Consider the following 14,942-nt stretch of genomic DNA (forward strand, 5'->3'; position numbering starts at 1 on the left):
ATTAACTGATTTTTAAAATTTTCCAGGCTTCTTCAATATTATTTTTTAATAATAATTGCTGAGCCTTCTCGTGAGTCTCTTTCTGATCGCTGAAGCTTCCTTCCGGTAAAGATTCGATATTAGCCAGCATTCCAAGATCATTTCCGGTAAAAACAATGCTGTATCTTATTTGTTCGGGCAATTTATCAAGACCAATTCCTTTAGTGACTAAAGGTTTCGGAACTTCAAAAAGATTGTCCACTGTGTTACGGGAATACCAGTTTCCGCCTAATCGTGCAACCAGATCCAGTTTTCTCTGATCCAGATTTCCTTCTTCATTCAGGTATTCTTCACGGATATGAATTTTTATAACTTCACATATCACCAAATTTCCGGCACCACCTTCTTCTCCTAATGATTTTATTTCATTGATCTTGCACTCGAAATTTACCGGACATTCAGCAATTAATGGCGGTTTTACAAGATCAGCAGGCTTCATTGTTAATCCTGATTTTATAAACTCATTTACACCCTCCCCATATTCTGTGCTGGCCAGAGAAACCTGTTGTACAATCGGGAAATTTACAATTCCGATTACTACTTCAGGAGTATCATGTACATTATGCAGTGTATGTTTCGTGGTATTATCTCTTACCCTTCTGGAAGGTGAAAAAATAATAATCGGAGGCTTGGTACTGAACATATTGAAAAAGCTAAACGGGCTTAGATTTACATTGCCCTCAGCATCTACAGTACTTGCAAAAGCAATAGGCCTTGGTGCTATTGCTGTCTGCATTATTGTTTGTAATTGTTGTCCGGATATGTCTTGTGGTAGAATTGACTTCATATTATTATTTAACCATAAAAGTTACAAAAGTTTAGTAGAGTTATTATTTTAGTTGTTCAAAATATTGGCTCACAAAAGTTTCTTGTCCTTCATGGTAGAGATTTTTTACATTGAAATTTATTAATATTCCTTTAGGCTTCTTCATTAAATTGATATAGCTAATTAATTGAGCTCTGTGTATATCATTAATTTCTGAAACCGACTTTAGCTCTAAAACTATAGCATCTTCAATTAGAAAATCACAAAAGAAATCGCAGTTCAGAGATTTACCTTTATAGTTTAAAGAAATTTTGGATTGAGAAACAAAGGAAATGTTTCTTAATTTGAATTCTTCTTCCAAACATTTATGGTATATACTTTCTAAAAGTCCAGGACCTAAAATTTTGTGAACTTCAATACAAGCTCCGTTTATCTTATAGGTCAAGTCTTTTAGATAATCCTGAGTAAGCATTCTGGAATGAAACTTTTGTGTCTTTTGTGGTTATTAAGTTGATGGAAGTATTTTCGCTTTTACTTCGCCGAAGCCTACGCGTTTGCCGTCTTTTTCGTTATATGCTCTCATGATAACAGTGTCATTATCTTCGATGAATTTACGTTCTGTACCATCAGAAAGTTTTAGTGGATTTGCCCCTCTCCATGTTAGTTCCAGCATAGAGCCAAATGATTTAGGATCTTTTCCGGATATTGTACCGCTGGCATATATGTCCCCAACTTCAATATTACACCCGTTTACAGTATGATGAGAAAGTTGCTGCGCCATATTCCAGTACATATATTTGTAATTACTCTCTGAAATAAGGTTTTCAGCTCCGTTTTCAGGCTGAATATAAACTTCCAGCTGGATGTCGAAATTTTTGTTTCCTTCAAACTGAAGATATTCTAATACTTCCGGATCTTGCTTAGGAGATTCTGTGCGGAAAATTTCCAATGCTTCCATGGTCACAATCCATGGAGAGATAGAAGATCCGAAATTCTTACCTAAAAAAGGGCCTAAGGGTACATATTCCCATGATTGAATATCTCTTGCGCTCCAGTCATTGAAAATAACCATTCCGAAGATGGCATCTTCTGCATCTTTTGTAGAGATAGATTCACCCATCTCAGTATCTTTATTGGTAATGAATGCCATCTCCAGTTCGAAATCCAATTGTTTAGAAGGACCGAATACTGGTTTATCCTGATCCGCTGGTTTCATTTGCCCTTTTGGTCTGTGAATATCAATTCCGGAAACGACAATTGAAGAAGCTCTTCCGTGATAACCTACAGGAAGATGCTTCCAGTTCGGAAGTAGTGCATTTTCAGGATCACGGAACATTTTGCCTACATTAGTTGCATGATCTATGCTGCTGTAGAAATCTGTATAATTAGGAATATGCAGAGGCATCATCATTTGTACCTCTTCGGAATCGAAAAAGCAGCTTTCTATAGCTATCTCATCTTTTGAAAGAGTAGAACCCTCTGTTAATAATTCCTGTATTCTTTCTCTTACTTTTGTGGTAACAGGTTTACCTAATTCTATAAAAGGATTTAGAGTGTAAGCTTCAAAGATATTCTCATCCAGACCATCAATGTTTTCGAAGTAGCCTTCGTCGTAAAGAGTCGCCAGATCAATGACCTGGTTGCCAATTCTTGTTGCACAGGCAATATACTCCTGATTGAATACTGCAACACCGAAAGGGATATTGTATATTGAAAAATCTGTTGATTCGGAATTTTCTACGAATGATTTCATAAATAGGGTTTTATTTAATAAAAAGGTTCAAAAAAATGCGTACTAAAAATACAACATTTCCTTGAACCTGAGTTTTCTTATTTATCGAAGATTATTTTCTCTTCTGTACTTTTTTAGATTCTTTTGTTTTATCCAGATAATGAATCTCAATCCATTTTTCACGGGTATTGATATTGGTAAAGTAATAGTAGCCTTTACGATGACTTAATAATAAATTATAAGTTAAAGGATAGCTCATTGCTTTGTCTTCCAGTTTATCAAGTCTTATAGATACAGCATTATGATTTCTTACGACATCACCTGTAAAGATGTTGGAAAATTCCTGCTTTGTACTTTTATCTTCAATAATTTCAATCATTGTAACCTGATTATTCGGCCGGAATTCAAGGATATGCTTCTCAGAATGATCAGTAGAATCTTTTACAGTAATGAATTTTTTCCCTTCCAGAATAAATTCATCATAATCCTTTCCGGAATTTTCATTGCTTAGCCTGTCCAGCTTTTTGATAATAGCACCGTAACTCTGAGCCTGTATTATTGTACCGGCGGAAATAAGAGTTAAAACCAGAAGTATTTTTTTCATCTTATAAATTTAGTGAAACTAAGACAAAAACTAATCCAAAAATTATAAATTTCCTCTTCTTGCCTGTTCTTTTTCTAAAGCCTCAAATAAAGCTTTGAAATTACCAGCCCCGAAACTCTGAGCTCCGTGTCTTTCGATAATTTCAAAAAACAGGGTAGGACGGTCTTCTACAGGTTTTGTAAAGATCTGAAGAAGATAACCTTCTTCGTCACAATCGATAAGGATTCCAAGATCCTGAAGTTTTTTGATGTCTTCATCGATGTGACCAACTCTGTCCGGTACCATATCATAATAAGCTTCCGGAGGTGGAGAAAGGAATTCTACGCCACGTTTTTTTAGTTCGCCAACAGTATGGATAATATCTTTTGTAGCTACAGCAATGTGTTGTACACCTTCACCTTCATAAAAATCCAGATATTCCTCTACCTGAGATTTCTTTTTGCCCTCTGCAGGTTCGTTGATCGGGAATTTTGCATAACCATTACCGTTAGACATTACTTTAGACATTAGTGCTGAATATTCAGTATTGATTTGCTTATCATCAAAAGATAAAATATTGACAAATCCCATTACTTTTTCGTACCACTCAACAGTCGGAATCATACGATCCCAGCCTACATTTCCTACACAGTGGTCTACGTATAATAAACCTGTTTCAGTAGGATTATAATCGCTTTCCCACTTCTCAAATCCAGGCATAAATGTTCCATTGTAATTCTTTCTCTCTACAAACATATGTACCGTTTCGCCATAAGTGTAGATTCCGGACATTTTCACTTCACCATATTCATCAGTTAAAGTAACTGGCTCCAAATATGGTTTTCCACCTCTTTTAGTAGTTTCTTCGAATGCTTTATAAGCATCGTCCACCCAAAGTGCTAAAACTTTTACACCATCACCGTGTTTTTTTACATGTTCCGAAACCGGGCTATCCGATCTCAGACCTGTTGTAAGAATCAGACGAATTTTTCCCTGCTGAAGAACATAAGAAGCACGGTCTCTAACTCCGGTTTCAGGCCCTGCATATGCAATTGACTGAAATCCGAATGCTGTCTTATAGAAGTGTGCAGCTTGTTTGGCATTACCAACATAAAATTCAATATAGTCTGTACCATTGATTGGCAGGAAGTTTTCTGCCTGTGCAATTTTTTCGGCGAATGTTAATGTAGACATTTTTTTACTTTTAGATTATGAAATGCAAAATACTATTTTTTAGTGAATGCCACTAACAATTGTTAGTTTTTAAATCTTTCGTGAGCCGCTCTTTCCAGCATCTCTCTGTCATCTGGATGAGAGATGTCTATAAGTGCTTTAGCTCTCTGTCTCAAGTTTTTACCATACAGATAAGCCGTACCGTATTCGGTCACTACATAATGTATATGTCCTCGTGTTGTTACCACACCAGCTCCTTCCTTCAGGAATGGAACAATTCTCGGAATACCTTTTTTGGTACGTGAGGTAAGCGCCATAATAGGTTTTCCGCCTTCACTAAGGGCAGCACCTCTCATAAAATCCATTTGTCCGCCGATACCGCTGTATTGGTATGTGCCAATAGAATCTGCACAAACCTGTCCTGTAAGATCAATTTCTATAGCAGAATTTATGGCGTGCATTTTATGATTTTTCATAATGTTGATCGGGAAGTTAACATGCTGAACGTCTAAGAACGCAATAGATGGATTGTCATCTACAAAATCATAGAGTTTTTTAGTCCCGAAGCAGAAACTGGTAATGCTTACATTATCATGAAAACCTTTGTATTTGTTGTTAACAATATCATCTTTAATAAGGTTAATAACACCATCACTCAGCATTTCTGTATGGATTCCCAGATCCTTGTGATTTCCCAGACATTTGAGTACAGCATCTGGTATTGTACCAATACCCATTTGTATTGTAGCTCTGTCATCAATAAGTTCAGCAACATGTTTTCCAATCAGTGCCTCTTCTTCTCCAACCTTAGAACCATAATCTATCGTCATTAGCTCCTCCTCATGCCATACCATTTTGTCGATTCTGTTCACATGAACCATTCCGTCACCATGAGTTCTTGGCATTTTAGGATTGACAATAGCAATAACTATTTTAGCCGAGTCTACTGCAGATCTTGCAATATCTACAGAAGTTCCAAGTGTGCAGTAACCATGTTTATCCGGAGGAGAAACTGTAATAATGGCTACATCCAGTGGTAGTATATTGTTTTTGAAAAGAATTGGAATTTCGCTAAGGAAAATAGGAACAAAGTCACCTCTGTCTGAGTTTACTGCCTCTCTTACAGGAGTCGATACAAACAATGAGTTGATATGGAAATTGTCTTTGTATTCTGGTCTTGCAATAGCCACAGCTCCCTGTTGGGTGATGGATACCATTTCTATATCCTTAAAGCGGGAAGACTGATTAGCAAGTTCGTTTAATAAATAATTAGGAGTACAGGCACTACCGTGGGAAAATATTCTGTCACCACTTTTAATAACAGATATAGCCTCCTCGGCACTTACATATTGATACATATATTACTATTATAAGTTATTATCTTAATCTAACCATGAAGTTTTATAAGTAGGATCTTCTACCTTCAGAGCTTCTTCTGTTAATTTTAAAGGTCTGAAAGGATCTACCATTACAGCATATTCATGGGTTTCTTTCTGTCCTATGCTTCGTTCCATAGCACCAGGATGAGGTCCGTGTACAATACCTCCGGGATGAAGAGTGAAATCACATAAGTCAATATGATTGCGGCTCATAAAGTCACCTTCTGCATAGAAGAGAACTTCATCAGAGTCTATGTTACTATGGTTATACGGAGCAGGAATAGACAGAGGATGGTAATCGTACATTCTGGCCACAAAGGAACATACCACAAAGTTATGCCCTTCGAAGGTCTGGTGTACTGGCGGTGGCTGATGAATCCGACCCGTAATTGGCTCGAAATTCTTAATATTAAATTTGAAAGGATAGAAATAACCATCCCATCCAACAACATCAAAAGGATGTGTTGCATATACGAAATCAGTAATCTGATTTTCCTTTTTTACTTTTATGACAAAGTCACCTTTCTTATCTATCGGATCAACATGGACAGGAGCTTCTATATCCCTTTCACAGAAAGGTGAATGTTCCAGCAGCTGTCCGAATTCATTTCTGTACCTCTTCGGAGTATAAATAGGCGAGTGGCTTTCTATAAAAAACAGAATATTGTCTTCATCTTTAAACTCTATCTGATAAATGGTGCCACGAGGAATAATAAGGTAATCTCCGTACCCAAATTCAAGATTCCCTACAAATGTTTTCAGAATACCAGAGCCTTTTTGTACGAATAATAATTCGTCGCATTCGGCATTTTTATAAAAATACCCTGTTACCGATTTCCGCGGCTTAGCAATACCCATTTTAAGATCATTATTTAGCATCAGAACCTTTCGGCTATCCAAAAAATCGTCCTCAGCCTGCACTTTCATCCCCTGAATTCGTCTCGGGATGATGTTTTTCTCCACTGCGATTTTAGGAGTAACATCTTTTACACCTTTTATTTCTTTTATCTGGGTAGGTCTGTGTGTATGATATAGTAAAGAAGAAATTCCGTGGAATCCTTCTGTACCAAACAGTTGTTCGTAATAAAAATTACCTTCTTCAGATTTGAAGATGGTATGTCTTTTCTGTGGAATTTTTCCGTTGTGATGGTATCTCATAAATCAGGTTGTGACTTTCTCAAATTTACTCAAATTATAACACGTGAAGAAAAAATAGCCCAAGAATATGGAATGATATACCTCATAATATCGTTTATTTGTTTTACAAAATCTGTTAAGGTTAAGTTAGGTATCTTTATGCTACATCGTCGGTGTAAACAATTTTTGGATTATAATTTTATCAAAGAGGAACTCCGTTGCAGATAGATTTCAAACAGAATTATTAAGTTTGATAAACGCTTAAGGAACAAGTATAAAATAACACATTTAATAAATGAAAAAAATGGATGAATTAAAAATAAATGTAATTATTCAGGAGCTATCAAACTCTTTGCAGACAAGAGACTATAATAATTTTGTCAGTTATTTTACAGATAACGCAACTTTTGAAATACCATTTACCGTTAACGGCGGGACTATAATAAATGGAAAAGAAAATATAAAAAAACACTTTGATAATGTACGGCAAAATCCACTTACCAAGTTGATAGAAATAGAAACTGTTTATACAAAGGTATATCATTGTACAGATAACCAAACAGTCACGGTTGAGTATTTTACAAAGGGGAAATCATTGAACACGAATGAAACTTTCGAGATACAATCTTCTATCGCACTTATTAGATTCGATGAAGGTGGCATTGTCTATTACAAAGACTTTCCAAATACATTAGGTATTGCTCAAAAAGCTGGCGTTCTTTCTCAATTGGCAGCGACCTGGACAAAATGATAACAGAATAGTTTTACTGCTGAAGTATTTTAAATGAGAATACAAAAACGCCCTGTTTCAAAAGAATCAGGGCGTTTTTTTATAATTTAAGTTGTACTTATTTTGTTAAGTCCAGACCTCCAAAGTTACCGGAACTCATCATCATGTAAACTCCGTCAGTTTTGTCGAGTGTATCCCAATAGGAATGAAGATCTTCAGCACTGGTGAATACTTTTAAATCGGTATTTTTAAAAGAATCTTTAATCATTTCCGGAGAAATAGGCTCCATTCTTTTTATTTTCAGTGCATCTTCCGAATAGAATACTACAGCTTCTTCAACACCATTCATAGATCCCTCATATTGTTCCAGAAAAATAGGATTAAGGCTGCTGTAAGTATGCAATTCCAGAAAAGCATGCTTTTTTTGCTTAGGAAATTGCTCTATAAATGCTTTCACAGATGCTTTTACCTTAGAAGGTGCATGGGCGAAATCTTTATAAAGAGTACCACCATCTGCTCTTTCTACTTTTTCCAATCTTTTAGATGCCCCTTTAAAGCTCATAATAGCATCATAGAATTCTTCTTCCATAATGCCTAATTGCTGGCATATAAGACGTGCTCCTTCCATATTTAGCAGATTGTGCTGCCCGAAAACAGATAAAGGAATATGACCAATGCTGGTGATAAGATTTACTACTCCGTTTATAATCTCATATTCTGGTGTTTTGTAAGGCAATTTTCGGAAATAATTCTCTGCAGTATCTACTACCTTTACCACCTCTTCATCTTCCTCATTATATACCAATACACCTCCCGGAGTTATTGTTGCAACAAATCTTCGGAACTGTTCAATATAGTCATCAAATGTTTTGAATACATTAATGTGATCCCATGCAATACCGCTCATTAGTGCTATGTTAGGCTGGTATAATAAGAATTTTGAACGGGGATCTAAAGTAGAAGAAAGATATTCATCTCCTTCTAAAATCATAAAGTCATTGTCTTTAGTAAGTTTTACCATTACATCAAAACCTTCCAGCTGTGCACCAACCATATAGTCTACATCTTTCTGGTGAAAGTGTAATACATGAAGGATCATAGAAGTAATGGTTGTTTTACCATGAGAGCCACCAATTACGACACGCGTCTTATTTTTGGACTGCTCATATAGAAACTCAGGGTACGAATAGATTTTTAAGCCTAGTTCCTTTGCTCTGGCCAATTCCGGATTATCTGCATGTGCATGCATCCCCAGAATTACAGCATCGGTATCGGCTGATAGTTTTTCCGGAAACCAGCCCATTTCATTTGGCAAAATTCCTCGTTTGTCAAGACGGGTTTTCGATGGTTCGAAGATCGCATCATCAGAACCTGTCACATGGTAACCTTTTTCTTTTAGGGCGATAGCAAGGTTGTGCATAGCACTGCCTCCTATAGCAATGAAATGGATGTTCATAAATTTATTGTGGTTTTATTCACCTTCATTTTTGTTTTGCTGCTTTTCGGCATTCTTTTTAGCAACAATTTCCTGATCATACTCATGGAGAACGTTGTGTTCCGGAGTCTGTTCGATAGCATGCATGATTTTGCTCAGGATATCAGCAGCACTGTCGTTATCGTAATCTATATCCAGAGCAGGTTTAAATTGTAAGGTTGGTTCTATACCTGTTACTTTTATTTTCAAGCCTTTCTTATCAAAAGCTCTGCGGAAACCATTAATTTTAATCGGAATAACAATAGGTCTTTGATTTTTAATAAGCTTTGCAGTACCTTTTCTTCCCTGTGCAAATGCAGAAGTAGTCCCTTGTGGGAAGGTAACAACCCAGCCATTATCCAAAGCTTTCATGATGTTTTCTACTTCACTAAGATCTACCATTCTGTTTACTGCTTTTCCTTCGGCTCTCCAGGTTCTTTTAACGGTTACTGCACCTGCAAGCTTAAAGATTCTTGCCAGGATACCATTGTTCATAGTTTCTTCAGCAGCTACATAGTAGAAGTCAATCTTTGGGTTTAACAAATAAACAGGATTTTTAATTGTATTGATATAGCCGTTGTTCACGCTGCAAAAAACGTGGTACATTGCTGCTACATCAGCGAAATAAGTTTGGTGATTCGAAACAAATAATACATTTGTTTTAGGTAGGTCTATCAGATTTTCAGAACCACTTATTTTTAACTTGTTGAAGCCGTTAAAACGACGGTATGAGATCATACCCAGTACGAAGATGATGAATCTTTTTAGAAAATAGACGTTGCCAAAAGCATCGGTAAATATATTTTTCTTTGCCATTTTTATGCAAATCATACAAAAACCCGGAATGGTTAGTCGGGTTTCATAGTAAAGTGCAAAATTAAACTTTTTTCATTAAGTCTCTAAATTCTGACAAAATCATTGATGTTGCACCCCAGATAATATAGCCATTGTAGTCAATTACAGGTACTTCTGTTCCTCTTGTAGAAGACAGCACTTTCATCTCCGGTTTGTCCGGTAAATTGAAAAGTGAGCTTACCGGCATTTCTATAAGTTCTTGTGCTTCAGATTCCTGTAGGATGAATTTTGGCTTTTTGGCTACCCATGATACATAAGCATGAACATAAAAATTACTTGGCGGAACATATATGGGAGTAAGGGTTTTAATAATTGTCATGCTTTCCATACCAATACCGAGTTCTTCGAAAGTTTCTCGTTTGGCAGTAGTTTCAAAGTTGCCATCGGATTCTTCATATTTTCCGCCAGGCAGGCTTATCTGACCGCTATGACGATCATGCTGATTAACGCTTCTTACCATTAAAGGAAAGTACCATTGGTTTTCTTTCGGGTATAAAAGAATATTTACGGCAGCCAGTTTAGGATCCAATGCCATAATTTGGTCAGTTGAAAGTAGAGGGCGATAAGGAGGCGAGTATAACTGATGAGACACTGTCCCGTCTAATTCTGTTTTTGCAAATCTTTCTATAATATTCGACAATCTTTTCATCCTGTATCTTCTGTTGCATAAAGTTAAATAAAAATAGCATAACGGGAAAACTTTTCTGGATTACATCAACAGAAACAATATAGTACTTTATCATTTATTGAATATTACTAACTGCCCATTAGTACTATAATAACGGAGCCAGTAACCTGCATACGGAGGCAAGTCCTCTTTTGAAAACAGAAGTTTTGTTCCACATTTCAATTGTCATAAGAGATGAAACTTTTTTGTCTTCCTCAAACTGTTGATCAAGCCTTTTTAGCACCTCATGATCATGCACTATAGCATTGATTTCAAAATTAATCAGGAAACTTCTATTGTCCAGATTTACAGTTCCTACATAGGCAAGAGCATCATCTATATTCACTGTTTTAGCATGGAGAAAGCCTTTTTCGTACAGATAAAGTTTTATTCCCCGCTTTAGCAGAGGTTTCATAAACGAAAGTGATGCGTTTTGTACAATAAAAGAATCGCCTTCTTTGGGAATCATCATTTCTACTTCAACACCTTTGGATACAGCAATGGATAAGGCTGTTTTAAAAGAATCAGTAGGAATAAAATAGGGTGTACAGATCTGTACTTTCTTTTTGGCAAGCGTAATCCCTAATATTAAAGATTCCATTGCCGACTGTATCTCGTCACCAGGTGCTGTTACTGCAAAACTTACAATGCTGCTGCCTTGTGTATGTGCATACCAATCACAATAATATCTTGGATCTTCCAGGGCATACGGAGCTCCGTCAGTCATCATCCAGCTAAGCCAGAAACGCAGTTGCAGAATATTTACTGATGCTCCTTTTATCATAATAGAAGCATCGCGCCAATAGAGTTTGTCTGTATTGGGTTGGTTTATGTATTTATCACTGATATTGATTCCGCCTACAAATGCAATGCTGGCATCCACAATTAGTATTTTTCGGTGATTACGGAAGTTAGAGTTTGCCAGTGAAGTGAAATGTACCGGAAGAAACACCTGAAATTCAATACCCGTATTTTCGAAGCGTTTGTAATGTTTTGCAAGTGCCGGAGAACCAAAATCATCAATAATCATTCTTACCGTTACACCTTGCTGAGATTTTTGAATAAGCAATTCTATAATCTCATTGCCTATATTATCTTCTTCAAAAATGTAGTATTCCAGATGAATATGGTCCTTTGCACTCCGTATTGTTTCTATAAATTTCGGGAATTTCTCTTCACCATTTATCAGTAGTTCAGTTTCATTATAGAAGCTGGGGGGCGAAATTCTGGTTTTGTTAAGAAACTGATAAACTTGTGCGAGATCGCCGATTTCATTTTCTATCTCCAGCATATTTTGCTGTATAGAATCATTCAGATTTTTCCACTGGTCCAGAATATATTGCCTTTGCTTTTTATCTATTTTTTTAAAATATTTTTCCCGTTGAAAATCTCTGCCGAAAAAAAAGTAAAGAATAATACCGATAATCGGTACAAAAACAATGATCATGATCCACGCCAGGGTTTTTGGCGGATTTCTGTTTTCTATGAGTATAGTAACAATAATAACGATGTTGGCTATTGTAAGTGGTACCCAATACCATTTCTCAATAAAAAGCCAGGCTGTATGCAAATGTTCGGTAAACATAAAAACAGAAGTTGCTGAATTTTGTTAGTTGAATTTACTAAAATTAATTCACAGAAAATATTATATTTGTTGAAAACACTGAAAAAACATTAATATGCTTGAATTTTTAAACGGATTGGCACCTTTAGAGAAAGGTTTTTGGTATGTTGCACTCATTAGTAGTGGAATATTTGTCATACAATCGATTATGACTTTTGCCGGCGGACATGATGCCGACGGAATTAATGCTGACTTCAGTGGAGATCTGGATCATGTAGATGCTCCATTTCAGTTTTTCTCATTTCGTAATCTTATCAACTTTATGCTGGGATTCGGCTGGACAGGAGCCGTTTTTTACAATACAATAGGAAACAGGTTTTTACTAATAGTGCTTGCTACGTTTGTAGGCTGCCTTTTTGTATACCTCTTCTTTCTAATGATTCAGCAGATTATGAAGCTTTCGGAAGATAATACTTTCAATATAGAAAATCTGGTGAATGCCAGTGGGCAGGTTTACATTCCTATCCCTGAAAACATGAATGGAAAAGGAAAGGTACAGATTAGCGTAAAAGGTGCTCACCACGAGCTGGATGCTATGACAGAGGGAGGTGATAGATTGGCTTCAGGCACTTCCGTTATTGTTGAAAAAATTAAAGACAAAATATTAATCGTTAAGAAATTAAATTAAAAGTATGTTGGGAGAATTTACATTGGTTATTGTAGCAGTAGTTGTACTCTTTGTTACATTTATTGCGCTTATTTCACGCTACAAGCGTTGTCCATCGGACAAAATATTAGTTATTTACGGAAGAACGGGAGGTAAGTCAGCAAGATGTATTCATGGAGGTGGTGCATTTATCTGGCCGGTAATTCAGGATTTTGCATACCTGGATCTGAAACCTATGTCTATTGAAGCTAATCTAACGAACGCTCTTTCCCGTCAGAATATCCGTGTGGATGTTCCGTGTCGTTTTACAATTGCAATCAGTACAGAGCCTGATAGTATGGGGAATGCTGCTGAAAGGTTGTTAGGGCTTTCACCTGAGCAGATTCAGGAATTGTCTAAAGATATCCTTTTTGGTCAGCTTCGTTTGGTTATTGCGATGATGACAATTGAAGAAATTAACTCGGACAGAGATAAGTTATTGGAGAATATCTCGAATAACGTAGATACTGAATTGAAGAAAATTGGTCTTAAATTAATCAACGTAAACATTACAGATATTAAAGACGAATCCGGTTATATCGAAGCTCTTGGTAAAGAAGCTGCAGCAAAAGCAATAAACGAGGCTAAAGTAAGTGTCGCTGAGCAGGAAAAAATGGGGGAAACCGGTAAAGCAGATGCAGACCGTCAAAAAGATATTCAAATTGCAGAATTCAACAGAGACCGTGATGTAAAAATTGCAATTACAAGTAAGGATAAAGAAGTAAGTATTGCTGCTGCAGATAAAGACCAGGCAATTGGTAAAGCTGAAGCAGAAAGAGATGCAAGGATTGCGACTTCAATGGCTAACTCCCTGGCTGTAAGAGGGGAAAACGAAGCTAAAATTACTATTGCGAATTCTGATGCAGAAAGAAGAGAAAGAGAAGCAGAAGCTTTAAAACTGGCTACAGCTGCAGAAAAAGTACAGGCGGCAAAAGCTTTGGAAGAATCTTATGTTGCAGAACAGAAAGCAGAAGCTGCGCGTGCAGAAAGAGAGCGCTCTACACAGAATGCGAATATTGTTGTACCTGCTGAAATTGCTAAACAAAAAGCCATTATCGAAGCACAGGCACAAGCTGAAAAGATAAGACTTCAGGCAAAAGGGGAAGCTGATGCTATTTATGCAAAAATGGAAGCTGAGGCAAAAGGTTTATATGAAATTCTGACGAAGCAGGCTGAAGGTTACGATCAGGTTGTTAGAGCAGCAGGTGGTGATACAAACAGCGCATTCCAGTTATTGATCTTAGAGAAATTACCTGAATTGGTTAAAACGCAGGTTGAAGCGGTTAAAGGTATTAAGATTGATAAAGTTACAGTATGGGATGGTAATGGCAATAATGAAAACGGGAATACCTCTACAGCAAATTTTGTATCGGGTATGATGAAATCTGTACCACCGTTGAACGATCTTTTCAATATGGCAGGGCTAAATCTTCCAAGCTATCTGAAAGGTAAACCTGAAGAGAAAGAAATTGTTAAGATTATTGAACAAAAGGCTCAGGAAAAAAAGAATTTTGATGATATGAGGGATAAACCTCAGGATAAAAAAGATGAAGGTCAGAATCCTGAACAGAAATAGAAAAGTGATTATTAATCATATTAAGGCCAGAAATTATTCCGGCCTTAATAATTATATATTATTTTTTACTAGTAAAAAATGGTGATTTTATTTCTGAAACTTTATCTCTAGTTTATCAATCCTTCTTTTATTCTGCTGTTGTAGTAATGATGGATATAGATTCATTAATATATTTACTATCATGATTATTAAACAAAATAAATAATTGTGATTATAAAATTTAACAATAGCAAAAAAAGAAGCAAATACAAAAGCAATTAAATGTTCAATCTCAGACTTAGTCATTTCATTACGTATTGTTTTTAATTCAGTAAGATCAACACTTCGGCTAAATTTTAGTTTTGGATTGAAAAACTTAAAGAATGTATTTTTCACAATCCATTTGATAATTCCAATTCCTATAGCTTTATTCAGTTTTTCGCTTTTAATAAAATTAAAATTTACAAGTTCCTGATTGTAGGAAGCTGTCTTTTTTAATAAAGCATTAATAATCATCCCGACAATCCAGGAAATAAACGTGATGGAAATGCTAAACATTAAATAAGCTAATACTATTTTCAT

General features: G+C 36.1%; 15 protein-coding genes. 3 read left to right on the forward strand and 12 right to left on the reverse strand.

The window, feature by feature from the left end:
• Nucleotide 1 precedes the first annotated feature (1 nt).
• The 7 genes from BAZ10_RS00925 to BAZ10_RS00955 all read right to left on the reverse strand — a co-directional run bounded on the left by BAZ10_RS00925 (nt 2) and on the right by BAZ10_RS00955 (nt 6,830).
• Nucleotides 2-826 (reverse strand): flavin reductase family protein, encoded by an 825-nt coding sequence (locus BAZ10_RS00925; protein WP_078770428.1) that lies wholly within the window; start codon nt 824-826, stop codon nt 2-4.
• 43 nt (nt 827-869) lie between these two features.
• Nucleotides 870-1,277: a GxxExxY protein gene (locus tag BAZ10_RS00930; RefSeq protein WP_059324093.1), complete on the reverse strand. Its 408-nt coding sequence runs from the start codon at nt 1,275-1,277 to the stop codon at nt 870-872.
• Nucleotides 1,278-1,310: 33 nt separating this feature from the next.
• On the reverse strand, nt 1,311-2,558 hold the full coding sequence (gene fahA / locus BAZ10_RS00935) for a fumarylacetoacetase (RefSeq protein WP_078770429.1): 1,248 nt from the start codon (nt 2,556-2,558) through the stop codon (nt 1,311-1,313).
• A 91-nt stretch (nt 2,559-2,649) separates the two neighbouring features.
• Nucleotides 2,650-3,141: a hypothetical protein gene (locus BAZ10_RS00940; RefSeq protein ID WP_078770430.1), complete on the reverse strand. Its 492-nt coding sequence runs from the start codon at nt 3,139-3,141 to the stop codon at nt 2,650-2,652.
• Between the two features lie 42 nt (nt 3,142-3,183).
• Nucleotides 3,184-4,314, reverse strand: coding sequence for a 4-hydroxyphenylpyruvate dioxygenase (gene hppD, locus BAZ10_RS00945; RefSeq protein WP_078770431.1), 1,131 nt, complete (start codon nt 4,312-4,314; stop codon nt 3,184-3,186).
• Nucleotides 4,315-4,376: 62 nt separating this feature from the next.
• On the reverse strand, nt 4,377-5,651 hold the full coding sequence (locus BAZ10_RS00950; RefSeq protein WP_034871027.1) for an acetyl-CoA hydrolase/transferase family protein: 1,275 nt from the start codon (nt 5,649-5,651) through the stop codon (nt 4,377-4,379).
• Nucleotides 5,652-5,675: 24 nt separating this feature from the next.
• Nucleotides 5,676-6,830 (reverse strand): homogentisate 1,2-dioxygenase, encoded by a 1,155-nt coding sequence (locus BAZ10_RS00955; RefSeq protein WP_021346497.1) that lies wholly within the window; start codon nt 6,828-6,830, stop codon nt 5,676-5,678.
• A 274-nt stretch (nt 6,831-7,104) separates the two neighbouring features.
• On the opposite strand from BAZ10_RS00955, the gene BAZ10_RS00965 reads away from it, so the two are divergent.
• Nucleotides 7,105-7,560: a nuclear transport factor 2 family protein gene (locus BAZ10_RS00965; RefSeq protein ID WP_078770433.1), complete on the forward strand. Its 456-nt coding sequence runs from the start codon at nt 7,105-7,107 to the stop codon at nt 7,558-7,560.
• Nucleotides 7,561-7,657: 97 nt separating this feature from the next.
• On the opposite strand, the gene BAZ10_RS00970 is transcribed toward BAZ10_RS00965, so the two are convergent.
• The 4 genes from BAZ10_RS00970 to cls form a co-directional block, all read right to left on the reverse strand.
• Entirely contained in the window at nt 7,658-8,995 is a 1,338-nt protein-coding gene (locus BAZ10_RS00970) for a UDP-N-acetylmuramate--L-alanine ligase (protein ID WP_078770434.1), read from the reverse strand.
• Nucleotides 8,996-9,010: 15 nt separating this feature from the next.
• Nucleotides 9,011-9,829 carry a lysophospholipid acyltransferase family protein gene (locus BAZ10_RS00975; protein WP_078770435.1) on the reverse strand — a complete coding sequence of 273 codons (819 nt, stop codon included), beginning with the start codon at nt 9,827-9,829 and terminating at the stop codon, nt 9,011-9,013.
• Nucleotides 9,830-9,890: 61 nt separating this feature from the next.
• Complete coding sequence (locus BAZ10_RS00980; RefSeq protein WP_078770436.1) at nt 9,891-10,517, reverse strand: NUDIX hydrolase; 627 nt, start codon at nt 10,515-10,517, stop codon at nt 9,891-9,893.
• Between the two features lie 124 nt (nt 10,518-10,641).
• Nucleotides 10,642-12,120 (reverse strand): cardiolipin synthase, encoded by a 1,479-nt coding sequence (gene cls / locus BAZ10_RS00985; RefSeq protein WP_078770437.1) that lies wholly within the window; start codon nt 12,118-12,120, stop codon nt 10,642-10,644.
• 94 nt (nt 12,121-12,214) lie between these two features.
• On the opposite strand from cls, the gene BAZ10_RS00990 reads away from it, so the two are divergent.
• A complete protein-coding gene (locus BAZ10_RS00990; RefSeq protein ID WP_078770438.1) occupies nt 12,215-12,787 on the forward strand; it encodes an NfeD family protein in 573 nt (190 codons plus the stop codon).
• Between the two features lie 4 nt (nt 12,788-12,791).
• Nucleotides 12,792-14,381 (forward strand): flotillin family protein, encoded by a 1,590-nt coding sequence (locus BAZ10_RS00995; RefSeq protein ID WP_035589304.1) that lies wholly within the window; start codon nt 12,792-12,794, stop codon nt 14,379-14,381.
• Nucleotides 14,382-14,468: 87 nt separating this feature from the next.
• On the opposite strand, the gene BAZ10_RS01000 is transcribed toward BAZ10_RS00995, so the two are convergent.
• Entirely contained in the window at nt 14,469-14,942 is a 474-nt protein-coding gene (locus tag BAZ10_RS01000; RefSeq protein ID WP_078770439.1) for a glycosyl-4,4'-diaponeurosporenoate acyltransferase CrtO family protein, read from the reverse strand.

The organism is Elizabethkingia occulta (genome assembly GCF_002023715.1).
GTDB classification, from domain to species: domain Bacteria; phylum Bacteroidota; class Bacteroidia; order Flavobacteriales; family Weeksellaceae; genus Elizabethkingia; species Elizabethkingia occulta.

Bases quoted from the DNA above. Each gene is read 5' to 3' on its own strand.
- BAZ10_RS00925 (WP_078770428.1), bottom strand. From the start codon at position 826: ATGAAGTCAATTCTACCACAAGACATATCCGGACAACAATTACAAACA.
- BAZ10_RS00930 (WP_059324093.1), bottom strand. From the start codon at position 1,277: ATGCTTACTCAGGATTATCTAAAAGACTTGACCTATAAGATAAACGGA.
- fahA (WP_078770429.1), bottom strand. From the start codon at position 2,558: ATGAAATCATTCGTAGAAAATTCCGAATCAACAGATTTTTCAATATAC.
- BAZ10_RS00940 (WP_078770430.1), bottom strand. From the start codon at position 3,141: ATGAAAAAAATACTTCTGGTTTTAACTCTTATTTCCGCCGGTACAATA.
- hppD (WP_078770431.1), bottom strand. From the start codon at position 4,314: ATGTCTACATTAACATTCGCCGAAAAAATTGCACAGGCAGAAAACTTC.
- BAZ10_RS00950 (WP_034871027.1), bottom strand. From the start codon at position 5,651: ATGTATCAATATGTAAGTGCCGAGGAGGCTATATCTGTTATTAAAAGT.
- BAZ10_RS00955 (WP_021346497.1), bottom strand. From the start codon at position 6,830: ATGAGATACCATCACAACGGAAAAATTCCACAGAAAAGACATACCATC.
- BAZ10_RS00965 (WP_078770433.1), top strand. From the start codon at position 7,105: ATGAAAAAAATGGATGAATTAAAAATAAATGTAATTATTCAGGAGCTA.
- BAZ10_RS00970 (WP_078770434.1), bottom strand. From the start codon at position 8,995: ATGAACATCCATTTCATTGCTATAGGAGGCAGTGCTATGCACAACCTT.
- BAZ10_RS00975 (WP_078770435.1), bottom strand. From the start codon at position 9,829: ATGGCAAAGAAAAATATATTTACCGATGCTTTTGGCAACGTCTATTTT.
- BAZ10_RS00980 (WP_078770436.1), bottom strand. From the start codon at position 10,517: ATGAAAAGATTGTCGAATATTATAGAAAGATTTGCAAAAACAGAATTA.
- cls (WP_078770437.1), bottom strand. From the start codon at position 12,120: ATGTTTACCGAACATTTGCATACAGCCTGGCTTTTTATTGAGAAATGG.
- BAZ10_RS00990 (WP_078770438.1), top strand. From the start codon at position 12,215: ATGCTTGAATTTTTAAACGGATTGGCACCTTTAGAGAAAGGTTTTTGG.
- BAZ10_RS00995 (WP_035589304.1), top strand. From the start codon at position 12,792: ATGTTGGGAGAATTTACATTGGTTATTGTAGCAGTAGTTGTACTCTTT.
- BAZ10_RS01000 (WP_078770439.1), bottom strand. From the start codon at position 14,942: ATGAAAATAGTATTAGCTTATTTAATGTTTAGCATTTCCATCACGTTT.